The sequence below is a fragment of the Streptomyces ureilyticus genome, from assembly GCF_011045025.1.
In the GTDB taxonomy this organism is placed as follows: Bacteria; Actinomycetota; Actinomycetes; order Streptomycetales; family Streptomycetaceae; genus Streptomyces; species Streptomyces ureilyticus.
This window is the reverse complement of sequence record NZ_JAAKZX010000015.1, coordinates 28,462-43,585: the sequence shown is the minus strand read 5'-3', so window position 1 is coordinate 43,585 and position 15,124 is coordinate 28,462. Positions and strand designations below refer to the sequence as shown.

The 15,124-nt window shown below is 68.9% G+C and carries 17 protein-coding genes and 2 pseudogenes; 14 read left to right on the top strand and 5 right to left on the bottom strand.

Annotated features, from left to right (window positions below):
* The first annotated feature begins 12 nt into the window (after window positions 1-12).
* The 5 genes from G6048_RS07565 to G6048_RS07545 all read left to right on the top strand — a co-directional run bounded on the left by G6048_RS07565 (window position 13) and on the right by G6048_RS07545 (window position 4,670).
* Window positions 13-1,206 (top strand): ice-binding family protein, encoded by a 1,194-nt coding sequence (locus G6048_RS07565; protein WP_165338665.1) that lies wholly within the window; start codon window positions 13-15, stop codon window positions 1,204-1,206.
* Window positions 1,207-1,420: 214 nt separating this feature from the next.
* Window positions 1,421-2,074: a DUF5819 family protein gene (locus tag G6048_RS07560; protein WP_235989531.1), complete on the top strand. Its 654-nt coding sequence runs from the start codon at window positions 1,421-1,423 to the stop codon at window positions 2,072-2,074.
* The gene (locus G6048_RS07555) at window positions 2,064-3,209 is read left to right on the top strand and encodes an HTTM domain-containing protein (protein ID WP_165338664.1); all 1,146 of its coding nucleotides are present in this window, start codon (window positions 2,064-2,066) and stop codon (window positions 3,207-3,209) included. Before G6048_RS07560 ends, G6048_RS07555 begins: the two co-directional genes overlap by 11 nt.
* 481 nt (window positions 3,210-3,690) lie before the next feature.
* On the top strand, window positions 3,691-3,951 hold the full coding sequence (locus G6048_RS07550; RefSeq protein ID WP_165338663.1) for a hypothetical protein: 261 nt from the start codon (window positions 3,691-3,693) through the stop codon (window positions 3,949-3,951).
* Between the two features lie 293 nt (window positions 3,952-4,244).
* Window positions 4,245-4,670, top strand: a complete 426-nt coding sequence (locus G6048_RS07545; protein ID WP_206341297.1) for a DUF5994 family protein — start codon at window positions 4,245-4,247, stop codon at window positions 4,668-4,670.
* A gap of 337 nt (window positions 4,671-5,007) precedes the next feature.
* On the opposite strand, the gene G6048_RS07540 is transcribed toward G6048_RS07545, so the two are convergent.
* The 3 genes from G6048_RS07540 to G6048_RS07530 all read right to left on the bottom strand — a co-directional run bounded on the left by G6048_RS07540 (window position 5,008) and on the right by G6048_RS07530 (window position 6,720).
* Entirely contained in the window at window positions 5,008-5,409 is a 402-nt protein-coding gene (locus G6048_RS07540) for a DUF5994 family protein (RefSeq protein ID WP_165338662.1), read from the bottom strand.
* Window positions 5,410-5,791: 382 nt separating this feature from the next.
* Complete coding sequence (locus G6048_RS07535) at window positions 5,792-5,998, bottom strand: hypothetical protein (RefSeq protein WP_165338661.1); 207 nt, start codon at window positions 5,996-5,998, stop codon at window positions 5,792-5,794.
* 224 nt (window positions 5,999-6,222) lie between these two features.
* The gene (locus G6048_RS07530) at window positions 6,223-6,720 is read right to left on the bottom strand and encodes a DUF5994 family protein (RefSeq protein ID WP_165338660.1); all 498 of its coding nucleotides are present in this window, start codon (window positions 6,718-6,720) and stop codon (window positions 6,223-6,225) included.
* Between the two features lie 273 nt (window positions 6,721-6,993).
* On the opposite strand from G6048_RS07530, the gene G6048_RS07525 reads away from it, so the two are divergent.
* The 8 genes from G6048_RS07525 (at window position 6,994) to G6048_RS07485 (ending at window position 12,658) form a co-directional block, all read left to right on the top strand.
* Window positions 6,994-7,266, top strand: coding sequence for a hypothetical protein (locus G6048_RS07525; RefSeq protein ID WP_165338659.1), 273 nt, complete (start codon window positions 6,994-6,996; stop codon window positions 7,264-7,266).
* A gap of 194 nt (window positions 7,267-7,460) precedes the next feature.
* Complete coding sequence (locus G6048_RS07520) at window positions 7,461-7,817, top strand: PRC-barrel domain-containing protein (RefSeq protein WP_165338658.1); 357 nt, start codon at window positions 7,461-7,463, stop codon at window positions 7,815-7,817.
* Window positions 7,818-7,863: 46 nt separating this feature from the next.
* Window positions 7,864-8,034 (top strand): hypothetical protein, encoded by a 171-nt coding sequence (locus G6048_RS07515; protein WP_165338657.1) that lies wholly within the window; start codon window positions 7,864-7,866, stop codon window positions 8,032-8,034.
* Window positions 8,035-8,188: 154 nt separating this feature from the next.
* On the top strand, window positions 8,189-8,386 hold the full coding sequence (locus G6048_RS07510) for a hypothetical protein (protein ID WP_165338656.1): 198 nt from the start codon (window positions 8,189-8,191) through the stop codon (window positions 8,384-8,386).
* Window positions 8,387-8,495: 109 nt separating this feature from the next.
* Window positions 8,496-9,101, top strand: coding sequence for a hypothetical protein (locus G6048_RS07505; RefSeq protein WP_206341296.1), 606 nt, complete (start codon window positions 8,496-8,498; stop codon window positions 9,099-9,101).
* 295 nt (window positions 9,102-9,396) lie between these two features.
* On the top strand, window positions 9,397-10,491 hold the full coding sequence (locus tag G6048_RS07500; protein WP_165338655.1) for a ferredoxin reductase: 1,095 nt from the start codon (window positions 9,397-9,399) through the stop codon (window positions 10,489-10,491).
* Window positions 10,492-10,576: 85 nt separating this feature from the next.
* Entirely contained in the window at window positions 10,577-11,632 is a 1,056-nt protein-coding gene (locus G6048_RS07495; protein WP_328825695.1) for a fatty acid desaturase family protein, read from the top strand.
* Window positions 11,633-12,391: 759 nt separating this feature from the next.
* On the top strand, window positions 12,392-12,658 hold the full coding sequence (locus G6048_RS07485) for a hypothetical protein (RefSeq protein WP_165338653.1): 267 nt from the start codon (window positions 12,392-12,394) through the stop codon (window positions 12,656-12,658).
* A gap of 1,031 nt (window positions 12,659-13,689) precedes the next feature.
* Here G6048_RS07485 and G6048_RS07480 read toward each other — a convergent pair.
* Both G6048_RS07480 and G6048_RS07475 read right to left on the bottom strand, forming a co-directional pair.
* The gene (locus G6048_RS07480) at window positions 13,690-14,247 is read right to left on the bottom strand and encodes a YdeI/OmpD-associated family protein (RefSeq protein WP_235989530.1); all 558 of its coding nucleotides are present in this window, start codon (window positions 14,245-14,247) and stop codon (window positions 13,690-13,692) included.
* 490 nt (window positions 14,248-14,737) lie between these two features.
* Window positions 14,738-14,860 (bottom strand): annotated as a pseudogene (locus G6048_RS07475) (transposase); the annotation flags it as partial.
* A gap of 28 nt (window positions 14,861-14,888) precedes the next feature.
* Between G6048_RS07475 and G6048_RS07470 the strand changes: the two are divergent.
* Window positions 14,889-15,110, top strand: a pseudogene (locus G6048_RS07470) (PIN domain nuclease); the annotation flags it as partial.
* Window positions 15,111-15,124 lie beyond the last annotated feature (14 nt).

The window sequence follows — 15,124 nt, the reverse complement described above, 5'->3', positions numbered from 1 at the left end:
GTTGGCCCCTCGATGACGCTACATATCCCTGACGCGCCTGTACGGCGCACAATTTCGGTGTGGATCGCGGCGGTGACGGCCGTGGTGGTCGCCGCCGTCCTCGCTCTGACGCCGACACGCGCGCACGCCGTTGCCGACCCCGTGCTTCTGGGCGACGCGCAGAGCTACGCCGTGCTGGGAGGGCAGTCGGTCACCAACACCGGGCCGTCTCTAGTCTCCGGAGATCTGGGAGTCAGTCCCGGATCGTCTATCACCGGGTTCCCGCCCGGTACGGTGCTGGGCACAATCCATAGTGATGACGCCCACGCCGCCCGAGCAAAAGCCGATCTGAGAACTGCGTACAACAGTGCTGCGGGCCAAGCCCCGGACTTTGACCTCACCGGGCAGGACCTCGGTGGCCTCACACTGATTCCCGGTGTCTACCGATTCAGCAGCTCCGCCCAACTCACAGGCGACCTCACTCTGGACGCCCAGGGCGACCCCAGTGCTGTGTGGGTGTTCCAGATCGGTTCGACGCTGACGACCGCATCCGGCAGCAACGTCAACCTCATCAACGGTGCTTCACCGTGCAACGTGTTTTGGCAGGTCGGAAGCTCCGCCACTCTCGGAACCGAGACCGATTTCGTCGGCACCATCATGGCCCTGGCCTCGATCACGCTTAACAACGGCGCGGACATCAATGGGCGGGCGCTGGCGCGAGTCGGTTCCGTGACGATGGACACCAACAATATCTCCGTGGGGTCGTGCGGGACCGGGACCACTGGTGGCACCACCACTGCCGGCACAGACGGTGGCACCACGGGCGCCACCGACGGCGGCACCACGGGCGCCACCGACGGCGGCCTCACCGGCGCCACCGACGGCGGCCTCACCGGCGCAACTGACGGCGGCCTCACCGGCGCGACTGACGGCGGCCTCACCGGCGCCACCACCGACGGCGGCCTCACCGGCGCGACTGACGGCGGCCTCCTGGGCGGTCTCACCGGCGGCGTCGATGGCGACGTCCCCGGTGCCCCCGACTTCGGGAGGCCGGATGGTCACGACCACGAGAAGCCGGATGGTCACGACCACGAGAAGCCGGACGGTCACGACCACGAGAAGCCGGACGGCCACGACCACGGCGGAAAACCCGAAGAGCACGGCGGTTACGGCGGGCACGGCGACAAGCCCCGCAAAGACGACGGCTACGACAGCGCTCGTAGCTGAGTCCTGCGTGCGTCCCTGAGGGGACGGGCGGCGCGCGGCGGATCGGTGTCGATTCCGTCGCGCGCCGCCGATGACAGCTTCAGGAGAAGCAGTGAGAGAAGCCGGGATCGAAAGGCCGGGTGGGGCCGTGCTGGATGGCGTTGTGTCGACGGGTGCGGGCGAATCTACGAACGAATCTGCAGGCAGAACCGCGGACGAATTCAAGCAGGAATCCATGGAAGAGTCCCCGGAACAATCGGAGCCTCCGCCGATCCTCCTGCAAGCGCTGACGAGTACTGCCGCGGCCCTCTGCCTGGCGACGGCCCTGGTCCATGTACTCCTGGTGTTTCTGCACGTGGCGCCCACGAACTCGCTCTCCCAGCAATACAGCCGGCAAGTCAATGCATGGGTCCACCCGCTGTTCGAGCAGAACTGGCGACTCTTCGCCCCGGATCCGGAGTCGGTCAACCGACAGATTTCGGTGAGGACCAAGCACACTGCCCCGGACGGCGCCACGCGGGTGAGCCGCTGGTTCGATCTGACCGCCGTGGACAACTCCGCGGTGAAGCACAACCCCTTCCCGAGCCATACGGCGCAGAACATGCTGCGACGGGCCTGGAGTTCCTACCTCGAAACCCACGGTGACGACGACCAGCCGCGCTCGCAGCGGGCGCTGATGACGCAGCAATATCTGACCAACATCGCCTCGAAGCGCGTCGCCGCCCACCGTGGCGGGAACTTCGGGGCCATCCAGCTACGGGTGGTCACCCTGCCCATCGCCGCGCCCGCCCCGGCAGGCGGCCCGGCCCCGGCTGCAGCCGCGCCCAGGCCTGCCGAAACGCGGTATCTGCCCTGGTGGAAGGTGAAGGCGGACTCCCATGGAAACTGAGCGGCTACCCGCACCACACCCGCGTGCAGCCGAGAGGGCGGCGGCGCGCGCGCCGCATCGCGCACCCGACCGGAGGCATGCGGGCCTCGGCGTGCTGACCGAACGGCCTGTCTCCCTGTACGCCGCGGCGGTCCTGCGCATCGGATACGGGCTTGTCTACCTCGTCTTCCTGTTGCGCGAGTTTCCGCACCGCGACGAGATCTGGGGTCCGGGCTCACCGTGGACGCCGGAGCTGGCGAGGCAACTGCTCGACCAGACGGGATGGGTCAGCATCCTCACCCTGTCCGACGATCGAGCCTACTTCGAGGCCTGTTACGCACTGGCCGTCTGCGTATCGGCACTGTTCGCCCTCGGCTGGCGGACCAGAGCGGTGTCCGTGCTGTTCGCGGTCGTGGTCGTGTCGTTCCACGGCAGGGCGATCTTCATGACCGACGGAGGAGACAACCTCATCCTCCTCATGACCGTCTACCTCGTCTTCACCGCGTGCGGCCGTCGCTGGTCCCTGGACGCGCGCAGAACCCGGCTTCGCGCATCCGCGGCTGCTACGGCCGCCGAGGCCAAGTCCCACCACCTGCCGGTGGGCGGGAAGGCGGGCGGGCTCCGGCATCACCTCCGCGCTTCCCGGCGGACGCTGACCGCCGTGCTGCACAACTGCGGGATGCTCGTCATCGCTGCCCAGGTCTGCTTCGTGTACGGGTCCGCGGGCCTGTACAAAGTGCAGGGCGGGTCCTGGGGCAACGGGACCGCTCTCCACTACGCCCTGAACCTCGACCTGTTCCGGCCCTGGCCCGGACTCTCCCTCATGGCGGACGAGCACGACCTACTGATCGCCATCGCCTGCTACCTGACGGTGCTGTTGCAGGTCGCCTTCCCGTTCGTCCTGTTCGGGCGGCTCAAGTACCCGGTCCTGACCATGCTGTTGGGCATGCACCTGGGTATCGCGGTACTCATGGGACTGCCCCTGTTCTCCGGTGCGATGATCATCGCGGACGCGGTGTTCCTTCCGGACCGCTTCTACCGGGCTCTGGGACGGCTGTGGCGGCGCATGGTTCGGAGGGCCGGTTCCGGAAAGACGACGGATGCGCCTCGGCCACCCCGTGCACTGGTCCCTGCGCAGAGCGAACCGGCCGGCTGAGACCGGGCCGTACCAGCGTGTCGGGGTCGTCGACGATCTCGCCCTCGCCGAGGTGGGCTCGCAGCAGAACGCTCCCGCGCCGCCAAGGACACCGCCCCCGACGCCTGGCGTCGCGGCGTCGCCTTCATACTCGACGGCCTACGCACCGAAGCCGCCCACCCGCTCCCCACCGGCCCGCTGACCTCGCAGCAGCTGTACGAGGTGATGGGCCGCCTCAACGACACGGCGTAACGCGTCCGGCCGCAAGACGGGTGTGGTCGCCCAGGGACGGCTCACCCGTCCCGGGTGGCGTCCGGGTTGATGGCGTTGGCTTGAAAGTCAGGCACAACCAGCGGATCGCGGCATTCCACTACCGTGAGCCCTGCCGTGGATCGGCCGACGAAGCCGGAGGACCCGGCAGTCGGCGGGGCCTGCAGGATCGCCCGCCACCACCACCGCCCATAGTCACCATCGTCACGTCGTCCTGAAGAACGAGGTCACCATGGAGCCACTGGAAGTCCCCTCTGCCGGGCACGCCGAAGTACGCATCTTGGCTGCGTCCCCCGAAGTCTCCCGTAGGGTCGCGGAGGTTCTCCGTCGTTGCTTCGCCTCCGTCGAGCAGCGCAGCTACCCGGCGGGCAGCGAGGGTGGGACCCGTCTCCACCTCACCGTGGACACCACCCGCCCGGCGGAGCCGGCCCGGTCCTGGCTGGTGACCAGTCAGTCCTCGGAGAACGACCGCGAGCAGACGGACGAGGTCTGAGCGTTCTCCTCACAGAGGTCGGCATGGCCCCTCATCAGAGGTGTGCAGGGCAGTGTTCACAACCCGCGCCTCACCGGGGCCCGTTCGACGTCCCAGCGGAGTAGCGTGAAGGCATCGAGAGTATTTCGCACACCGGCCTCCATGCCGGTGTCGTTCTCGGCGAGTGACGACACCGGGCCGAGCCTGTGGCAGCGGTCTGGAGACGGGTTCGCGCGATGTCCGCGACCACCGACCTTGCCCCGCTGCGGATGGTGCCCTTCAGGGTTCCGAGCACCCGCCTCGCGCTGAAGCCTATGAGCACGTCCCGACAGGGCCTGGACGGCGCCTGGTGGCCCCGATCGCGGAACCTGTCGGACGAACTGTCCGCTCTGGCCGACGTGCTGGATCCTCTGTGGGGACGGATCACCCGGATCGCCGTCAACCCTCAGTACTGGCCGGTCATCCCGCGCAAGCTGCCCGTCAACGGTCATGTGGTGAAGGTCGGTTGGTTCGCGCGGGAGCTGGACCCGTACAAGATCATGCTGCTGTCCTACACCGCCGGCCGGTGGGACCTGCTGGTGATACCGCCGGAGGTCAGCCCCCCGGCAGCCGCCCGGCTGATGGCCGCCGCGAGCGGCTCCGGCCCTCCTATGACCGCGAGCGAGCTCATGGCGACGGAACATGCCCTCCACGGCAGCCCGACGGTTATCGGGCACAGGTTCCTGAGCACAGGTTCCTGAGGAGGCGTGGGAGGGCAGGGAGGGCACTTCCTCGTGTCACCCGGCCACCCCGACCGGGCCGAGGCGACTGATCACAGGGATGTGACCGTGAACCTGATCGTTGCCGCGCTCCGGCCCCCGGCGCGACAACCGGACGGCGGCCGGCCCGAATACACCCACCGCCGCAGAACGGGCTGTTGGGACGACCTTGGCGGGAAGCTGCCGTATGGTGCTCCGTCTCGGCGAGGATGACCAGCGGCGGCCGGTGCTGTCTCAGGCAACCACAGCCGGCCAGGGTGGGCGAGGCCCATCGCGCAGCTTCGCCATACGGCCGGCACTCCCCGCGCACCGCTCACGATCAGATGGTGTCGTCGCCCGTGGCAGCGGCCATGAGCGGCTCGGCCGTATCGGGCGGGGTGTCGGGCGGTACGACCAGCAGGTCCCAGCGCCCCCGGCTGGGGGCCAGGAGGCAGACCGTGTCTGGGGCGGACATAGTGGTGGACCTGCGCAGGCGCACGACCTGGTTGAAGACGAGCATCCGGCCGGGGGTCACGGACCACGTCGCCCCGTTGACCGTGACACTGCTGATGTGTCCCCAGGCCTGCGGCAACCCGGCGAGCAACCGCGGGAGTTCCACCAGCAGGTCGTACGAGCGAGGCCACCACACTCCGTCGATGCGGCGCGGCATGCCGGAGCGGGGTGCGAGACGCAGACGGAGGAGGGGGGGCGAGGGAAGCGGGGGCTGCAGTGCGGTCGTCATGAAGGCTCCTGTCAACTGCCATGAGAAACGCGAGAAAAGGGGAAGGCCGGGTCCACACGCGGCGGGCGGCGACGCGGTCCGGTGCCGGCCAGCGGACGTCGTCACCCAGCCGAGGCGTTCGAGGAGGCGGATGACGGCGGCTGGACGGCGTTCGACGGGAGGGCCGCTGAAGGGGGTTCGGCCATGGACTTGGCGGAACTGAGCGACATGCGGAGCTCCTTGACCTCGGTGCGGGTGGCGCGGCCGGGGTCCGGGGCTGCTCCTGTGTGGACGGGTGGTTTGCTGCTCAGGGACGGTCAGGTGTTCTCGTTCGCATGCGTACGGTCCGTCGGCCGCCTGCTGGTCTCGATACGGGCGGCAATGGGCGCGAGGAGCGCGATGATTACGAGCGCGGGGAGTACGAGGGAGCCAGGGGCAGGCGCTGGCGCAGGTCCGTGGCTTTGAGGCCTGCCGGGTAGCTGCCGCCTTCGTCGAAGGCGAAGAACCAGCGGAGCGCATCGGCGACTTGTCGTGTCACTTCCGGGTACGGGGAGACGAATCGGACCTCGGCCGACGGCCCGTCGGGCAACGGAGGGGCTTCGGCGGTCATGGGGCGGAACCTGCCTCGAGCGCGAGCACCCGCTGTCGTGGAACCGCGAGGCCGAAACCGGCCTGGCACCGGCATACGAAGGGGCCTCGCTTGCTCCACCGTACTCCTGCCTGCCGCGAAAGGAGGCGGACCCGGCTCGCGCTGCCGGTCGCCGGGCGTCTCGCACCGCATCACGGGCGCCGCACGCCGCACACGGCACGCGGGTCGTGGTGATCCTGGCCGGGCTACGAGGCTTCCGTGGCGATCGGAAGCACTCGACCGGTACCGGTGTCGATGAGGATCTGCGCCGCCTGCGTGAGGTTGTCGGCGCGGACGGCCCTGGCCATCGCGTCGCGCGCCGCGTCGGGTGTCGCGTGCGGCGGTACCACGAGCAGGGAGAAGAGATCTTGATCGCCCCGGCTGATGAGGACGGTGTCGTCGCCGACCGGAGAGGAGTCGATGTGCACGACACGGTCGTCGATGATCAACCGCGTCGGCAGTTCTTCCCAGGCACTGGAGTCCAGGCCGACGCGCGTGACAGGCCCGAGGTGTTCGGTCACCGCGGCGATCAGGCTGGGAAGCTCGGCGCCGATGTCGCGGGACCGTGGCCACCACGCACCGTCGAGGATTCCCGCGCGGTCGTGTGTCGTTTGCAACCGCAGGATGGCTGTTCCGGGCCGGACGGCCTGGTGGATCGCGTCCGGCAGGAGCTTCGCCTCACGTGAGAGATCGGGGTCGGGCATCGTCATCGCCTGTCTGCGGGTTCGCCGGTTCGCCGACCGCCTGGGGCGATGTCGGCGTCACCGCCGGGGAAGCAGAGACGCTTCCTGGGTCCACGATACTCCGCACCGGCCACGACGAAGCTCGCCCGGACGCTGCCGCCCAATGCTCCGGTACTCGAGAAAATCGCTGGTCAACGCAGGTGCTCGGGGTCTGGCCCGGAGTACAGTGAATACCAGGAGTTCCTCGTACCCCAGCTGACTTTTCGTCGGTGCTCGGCGCGAGTGGCGGCAATCATGGCAACACTGCACGAGCGGAAGCACTACCGCGAAACGATCATGAAAACCCTGTACGAGGCCACGGAAGGCAATCGCCTCCTCGGCGTCACCGGGGCGAAGCTGCGTGACGACTTGGGGATCCCCGAGCAGGATCTGGCCGCGGCCTGCACATATTTGGTGGGCGAAGGGCTTATCACGGCCGACTGGACCCGGGGAAATGCACCCGCGATGGTCACGCTGACACATCAGGGGATTCGGCTCATGGAGGCCGATGAGGAGAAACGCGACTGACGCGACAGTGCCACTTCAGGACACCGGAGCCAGGGGCCGTATTGCCCGAAACCGCCTATGCCAGAAGGACGTTTCGGTCATACGATGACAAGTGGGTCGGCGCACGCTCACGTGCAAGGGCCCGGAAGGGCGGCCCCGGTGTGTATACGCCGGGGCCGTTGCACCACCGGCGGCGCGCAGACAGGGAGCGGGACATGATCCGTTCAGCCGACATCCGCGAGTGGCGCGACCATGACGTGGTCGACCCGAAGCAGCACAAGATCGGCATGCTCGAAGCCGTCTATGTGGACACGACCACCGACGAACCGGCCGTGGCCACCGTCAGGACCGGGCTTCCCACCCGCCAACGGCTGGTCTTCGTCCCCCTCGACGAGGCAGTCCTCGGGCCGGACTACGTCAAGGTCTCCTACACCAAGGGACAGGTACGGGACGCCCCATCGATCGGGACGGACGACGTACTGCCCGCCGAGCAGGAAGAAGCGATCTTCCGGCATTACGGCATGGCGTACCAGCCGGGCGCCAATGGCGAACGCAAGCTCGCACGCCGCTGACCGTCCAACACGTAGCACGCAGTACGGCGAGGAGGTGGTTCGGGTGATGGTGCTCTTCCTGCTGCTCGTCCTTGTGGCTGTCGTACTGGGAATCATCGGCTCGGCAGCGGACGGTCTGGGCTATCTGCTGGTCATCGGCATCGTGCTCTTCGCGGTCGCTGTGGCCGTCGTCGCGGTGCGAGGGTTCCGGCGCGCCGGGCGGCGTCCCGTCCGCTGACGACGACGGCGGCGGTGCCTGAGCTGTTCGGCAGGTGTCCTCGCGACGGTAGCCGGTGCCTCACAACGGTCCGTCGGACACTGGCCAGGCGGCGTCGGTCACCGGGACCTCCTGGTGATCCCGTCGGCCACCGAGCCGCCTCGGCCCCCGGCTCATGGCTGCGGCCACCGACCCGCGGCACCGCATCACCGCGAACGCTCTCATGGCCGCCGAGGACCACCGGACCGCCGCCGAGTACGACGACGCGTACGAACGGAGCTGTGAAGAAGGGTGGGAGTACGAGGGCGGTGCCCTGCCGAGTCGTCTGCGGCAACAGCGCCAAGGCGTAAGCGGCAGGGCGTCACACTCCTGATCCCGACACTCGATCGACCCCCTGTCCTGACGCCCGGTTTACCTCGTCGGCTCCTGCTGTCACCATGCCGAATCCGGGGATGTTCGTCCCACGGCCGGGAGAGGCTCGTATGACAGACGTGTACTTGCGCAGACTGTCCCGTTGGCAGGCCGAGCAGCAGCGGGACGTCGTCGCGGACGTCCACGTCACGGCGTACCGCGGTGCCGCGGGTGCCGAATACCGTGACCGCCAGAGCTTTCTGAACCGGTTCGAGCAGGATGTGCAACGCACCGACTTCGACATGGTGGTCGCCGACGCGGCGGGCTTGGTCGGCTGCGCCTACGGGTTCCGCGTGGCTCGTACCGGCGAGTGGTGGTCCGGCTTCCGGGACGAGCTGCCGACGGAGATCGAGGAACTCACGGCCTCGGGCCGGACCTTCCTGCTGGCCGAACTGATGGTGCTGCCGTCCCAACGGCGCCGCGGCATCGCGACCCGCCTCGGCGAGCGGTTGCTGGCCCGCCTCGACGCCGATCTGGTCGTCGCGGCCGTGGACCGGCCCGGCGAAGGCGGCCGGAAGACCGCGGCGGAGGGGACCTTGCGCGCCTGGGGATGGTCGAAACTCGGCGAACTCGGCCCTCGAATCGCTTCAGACGTTGGTTCCGGTTCGGATTACGGTGCCGGTGCCGACCGGGAGACGGCTGCCCGGGAGGTGTGGATCCGCAGGCCACTGCGATGATCCCGCGGCGTCCCGGGAGGCGAGGCCCCACCCAGCAGCGCTCCTCACCGAGTCGAGCGGTCGGTTGTCCGTACGACTTGCTCGGCCGGCGCCTCGGCCAGGGCTGGGCGGACGGAATCGCCCGCGTCCTCGGGTTCGATGTCGAGTGGCCGCCGGGCCGCCGCGCAGAGCGCGGGGTCAGCCGCCGGCCCGCGCCAGGGTCATGCCCGTCAGGGATGGAGCAACCCGGCTTGCCGGTCGTCCACGGCTGCGTGAGCGTAGGTGGTCGGACAGTGACGAGGAACGGAGAGGCGGAATGGTCGGTGTGCTCCGGCACCTGGCGCGGCCCGTCTGGCAGGGCGCCGGGCGGCTGACCACCCCGTTGCTGCCTGACGACTTTCTGGCCGTCGTCGATCCCCTGTGGTCGGCCAGGTGGCCGGCGGGCCGGGTGGAGCGGGTACGGGCGGAGACGGCGGACGCGACGACGCTCGTGGTGCGGGCGGGGCGCGGCTGGTCGGGGCATCGCGCGGCCGGGCAGTACGTGCCGGTGGGAGTGGGCATCGACGGCGCACTGCACTGGCGGACGTACTCGATCACGACCCCTCCGGACGGCTCCGGGCGTTTCGCGATCACCGTACGGGCGGTCCCGGACGGGCGAGTGTCCCCGCACCTGGCCCGCCGGGTCCGGCGCGGGGAGAGGCTGCGCCTCGGTCCTGTCCAGGGGGATTTCGTGCTGCCCGGCCCGCCGCCTCCGCGCCTGCTGTTCCTGACCGGCGGTATCGGCATCACTCCCGTGGTGGCCATGCTGCGCGCGCTCGCCGGGTGCACGGGCCGCCGTCCGGACACCGTGCTGGTGCACAGCGCGCCGGACGCCGACCGGGTCGTCTTCGGCGGTGAGCTGCGGGCGATGGCCACCCGCGAGAGCTGGTTGACGCTGCACGAACACCACACCCGCCAAGAAGGGCGGCTGGATCGGGTACGCCTGGACGCGCTGTGCCCTGACTGGGAGAAGCGCGAGAGCTGGGCCTGCGGGCCGGAAGGGCTGCTCGCGTTCGCCGAGCGGGCCTGGCGCGACGCGGATGCCCGGCACCGGCTGCACCTGGAACGGTTCCGGCCGCCGTCACCGGCCGTGCCCGGCAGGGGATCGGGCAGGCACGGCGGGCGGGTGTGCTTCACCCGCAGCGGTGTCGAGACAGACGCCGGCCCGGCCACGTCCCTGCTGAATGCCGGTGAGGCGGCGGGTGTCGTCATGCCCAGCGGCTGCCGTATGGGCATCTGCCGCAGCTGCCTCAGCCCGCTGTCCGCCGGCCGGGTCCGCGACCTGCGGACTGGCGACGTACACGGCGAACCGGGCGATGTGATCCAGACCTGCGTGTCGGCCGCCTGCGGCCCCGTACACCTCGACCTGTAGAGACCACCCGCGCACATCGACCTGTAGAGACATCTGTCGAGGCTCGATGCCTGTCGGGCCTCGAGCCCTTGGGAAGGGAGAACCAGTGGCCGCTGCGCTTGCTCTTGCGCCGTCCGAAGCCGACGCCTTCGGGCAGGAACTGGACCGCATCCGCGCCGAGGTGCTGGCCGAGCGCGGCGCCGAGGACGCCCGCTACATCCATACCCTCATCACCGTGCACCGCGCCCTGGAGGCCGGCGGCCGGGCGGCCCTGGCGGTTTCCCTGCTCCCGCCCGCCTGGCCGGCCGGGGCGGCGATGCTCACCACCGCCAAGATCCTGGAGAACATGGAGCTCGGCCACAACATCCTGCACGGCCAGTGGGACTGGATGCGCGACCCGGCCATCCACTCCACCACCTGGGAATGGGACTTCCCCACCCCGGCCGCCGCCTGGAAGCACACCCACAACGACCTGCACCACACCTGGACCAACGTGGTGGGCCGCGACCGCGACCTTGGCTACGTGGCCATGCGGATGAGCGAGGACCAGCCCTGGCACCCCGTCCATCTCCTCCAGCCCCTCTACGGCGGGCCGCTGCTGGCCCCGGTCTTCGAGTGGGCCATCGCCCTGTACGACCTGGAGCCCGAGGCCGTCGTCCAGGGTCGCAAGTCCGTGCGCGCGTTCCTGGGCGACCTCGCCGGGATGGCCCGCAAGGGCGCACGGCAATTCACCAAGGACTACGTCCTCTTCCCGCTGCTGGCCGGCCCGTCCGCCCTGCCCTGCCTGCTCGGCAACCTCACGGCCAACCTCACCCGCAACATCTGGGCACACACCGTGATCTTCTGCGGCCACTTCCCCGCCGGCGCGGAATCCTTCACCGAGGACGAGATCGAGGGCGAGTCGCGCGGCGAGTGGTACGTACGGCAGGCCCTCGGCTCGGCGAACATCGAAGGCGGCCCTCTCCTGCACATCCTCACCGGCAACCTCAGCCACCAGATCGAGCACCATCTCTTCCCCGACCTGCCCAGCAACCGCTACGGCCAGATCGCTCCCCAGGTGCGCAAGCTGTGCGAGAAATACGGCATCCCCTACACCACTGGCCCGCTGCTGCGGCAGTACGCCTCCACCTGGGCGCGTATCTGGCGTCTGGCGCTCCCATAACACCCCCGTACCAGCCGGTTCACCGACGCACGTAGCTGACGGTCACGGTGGCAGTCCTGCCGAGTCTCGACGCGGGCCTGTTGCGGACATGGGCGCTCGATCGGGGCGACCGGGGAACACAGGGCGAGGAGGGCCCCTGGCTGGGCGTGCGCGGCGCGGGCCGACCGCCTCAGCCGCACAGCCCGTCCAGTCTGCGCCGGGCCGGAGATCCAGGATCGGTCCCTACGACGTCACTCCACGTGCCGGCGAGCGTCGGTCCCCCCGGTATCACCGTGACGCCAGCGCCCGGTTCGGTGGGCAGGGACCATAGGACGGGGCATACGCTGCAGGAGGGGGCGTTTGTGAAAGCGCTGCGCTTCGACCCCAGACGTCTGAAGCGGCGACCTCGTTCATCCTCAGCGCGCCGCCCTGCAGGAGGTACGCCATGGATCACAAGCCATTGCCCTCCGCGGACCGCGCCGAGGTCCATACCATCGCGGCGACGCCGGAGGCCGCTCGTCACGTCGCCGAAGTGCCCGCCGCTGCTTCTCCTCGACGAGCAGCGCAGCCACCCCGCCGGCGGCGAGGGCGCAACCCGTCTGTATCTCACCGTCGACACGACGCACGCCGCGGAGCCTGCACGGTCCTGGCCGGCAACCAGCCAGTCGTCCTTCGAGGACCACCAATATTCGGACGAAGCGTGACAGGACAGTGAAGGCCGCAGAAGCCCAGCCCCACATCCGCGCCCGCACCGCGGCCCCCACCCGGAGAACAACAGCCATGGCGACACTGCGTGAACGCAAGACCTACCGGAAGAGGGTCATGAATTCTGTGTACGAGGCCGTCGAACGCAATCGCCCGGAGGTCAGCGGAGCCACACTCCGCGACAAGCTTCGTATACCCGACGAGGACCTGTCCGCAGCCTGTGCCTACCTGGCCGGCGAGGGCCTGATCACCGTCGACTGGACATCGCACAAGACACCCGCGACCGTCTCGCTGACCCATGAGGGCATTCGGTTCATGGAAGAGCGGGAAGAACGCGACTGAAACACAGGGAAAGCATTCTGCCGTCACGGCCACCCGCTCAATGGCACCAACAGCGATTCGCACGCAGCAGTAGCAGCAGAAGCCAAGTCCCTTTGGCAGCGGACGCTTCGGCGCGGGGAACTTCGCCTCAGAGGGGAGGTCGTCGGCCCGAACATCCGGCCCATGTCCTCCGAGTTGTACCGCCGCATTCCCCCACCTGTGCTCGGCTGCCAGACAGCAACAACCGCAGACCCGCTCAGTACACATCCGCAACCACGCATCTCACTCGGTCACTCAAGGCGCTGCGGCAGACGCCCCTGAGGATCCGCCAACCCCTCCCAGACCACTTGGTCCGGTGCCGTGCCCACAGCGTGCCCGTAAGGGCGGACAACCACGGTCACCAGCGATGCGATCCGGCCTGCGCAGCGGCGCCGACGCAATGAAGCCGCGCAGGTCAACAGCCATGCAGCCACGCAAGCGCCATCGCTTCCCAAGCTGAGAGCGCGAGTTCGATTCTCGTCACCCGCTCCACTTTGAACCCCCAGGTCATTGACCCGGGGGTTGTTTGTTGTCTAGTTCAGTTCGGCGCTCTCCGAGCACCTGCTTCAGAGGCCCTGACCGTGATCGAGCTGAATCGACGGATCCCTGCTCACCTGCGACGAGCCGATCGTCACGTTCGATGACGAGGAAGACACGCCTGATCCCGTGATCCCGCAGGCACGTCGGCGGGCCCGTAGCCGTCGACGTCGAGGACAGCGAGCGATCCGTCAGACCAAGACCCTCATCCAGGTCCAAAGCACTCGGAATCGAGGCTTGGCCAGGGTTGATGAGATCGTCATGCCCGTGGGTCGGCGCACCCTGCTGGTCTTCAGTCACCGCTGCTGCCAGGCCCTCTCATCTTCGGATAACTGGGTCTTCGATCTTGAGCGGTGCGCCTGCTCGGGGCCTCCGACGTTTCGTTACGCTCGGTGAGGGCATTTGGTGGCTGCTGCCGGGGCCGCAGGCGCGCCGGGACTCCGGGGCACGACACGGCCATGGTCCGCTTTCCGTGACTACGGGTACAGCTTCTCGCCCTTCGCCAGCATCGCTACGTACTTCTCGATCCGGCGCGCCCGGGTCTCGGCCTTCTTGGCGTCCTGGATCCGGTACAGGATCGCGTAGCGGTTCTGCCGGTCCAGTGTCTCGAAGAACTCCGCCGCGCCCGGGTCGGCGGTCAGGGCCGCCGCGAGGTCGTCCGGCACCGTGGCGGTCTTCGCACCGTCGTAGGCCGCCTCCCAGCGGCCGTCCGCCTTGGCACGGTCGACCTCGGCCTGCCCCGGCGGACGCATCCGGCCCTGCTCGATCAGGGCGGCCACCTTGTCCCGGTTGACCTTGGACCACTTGCTGCGCGGCTTGCGCGGGGTGAACCGCTGGAGCCACCACTGATCGTCGAACTTGGCCTTCTGGCCGTCGATCCAGCCGTAGCAGAGTGCCACGTCGAGCGCCTGGGCGTAGTCCAGCGCGACGATTCCGGGGCTCTTCTTGCGAAGCCTGAGCCAGATGCCCCGCGAGACGGCGTGGTTCTCACCGAGCCATGCCTCGAACGCCTCGGCGGATGCGAATGCGACCATCTCCAAGTCCTGAGTCACCCCAGCAGCGAACCACACCCGGCCGATTGTCATGACGTATTCGGGTACGGCCCCGGATGCGGGATGCCCGTGGGCCTGCGTGATCATCTCTGTTCTCGACGCAGAACGATCATGCAGGAGTCACGGGCTTGGTCAACGATACGACGTTGCTGCTCGACCTCGACGGGGTGTCCGTCGCGCGGGTTGAGTGGCTGGCCGACGGAAGGCGCCGAGTTCACCTGGTCACGGCCGACGAGAGGGCCAGGGCCTGCCCGGCCTGCGGGGTGTTCGCCACCCGGGTGAAGGGCTCGGCGGTGACCCGGCCGCGCGATCTCCCTTACGGCGCGAGCGGATTGGAGTTCCGCCGGCACAAGGCCGCTGGTGGTGCCGCGAGGCCGACTGCCCTCGCCGGTCCCACGGGATCTGCATCTGTCCTGGCGACCGCGAGCGGGTCGGTCTTCTCGCGCGTCCCTGGGATTTCGGAAGCTGGTTGACGCCGAGGGCCTGGCCAGTGAGGGAAGTAGGTGCCGGACCTGTGCTGGGAGACGGCGAGTTCGACGGTGCCGGCGCGGGTGTCCCACTCGCGGGGGCGGTATCCGTTGCGGTGGTTGACGCGTTCGTCGCCCGGTCACGGCCGCCCGTCCATCACCGGGTTGGAGTTCTTCTCCAGCGCGCGTTCCGCCGCCGACCGCGTACGAGGCATCCAGGACATGCGCCTGCTCTTCGGCTGGGTGCCGGTCGACAACCGCACTTACGACCGCGCCTGACGGGGCCAGGAAGTCCTCACCCAGCGCGGACAGCACCGCAGCGCCGGGGCCGCCGACCTCGTGGTGGCCGCCACGGCCGAGTTGCGGGGACTGACGGTCGGCTCAGCGAGGCG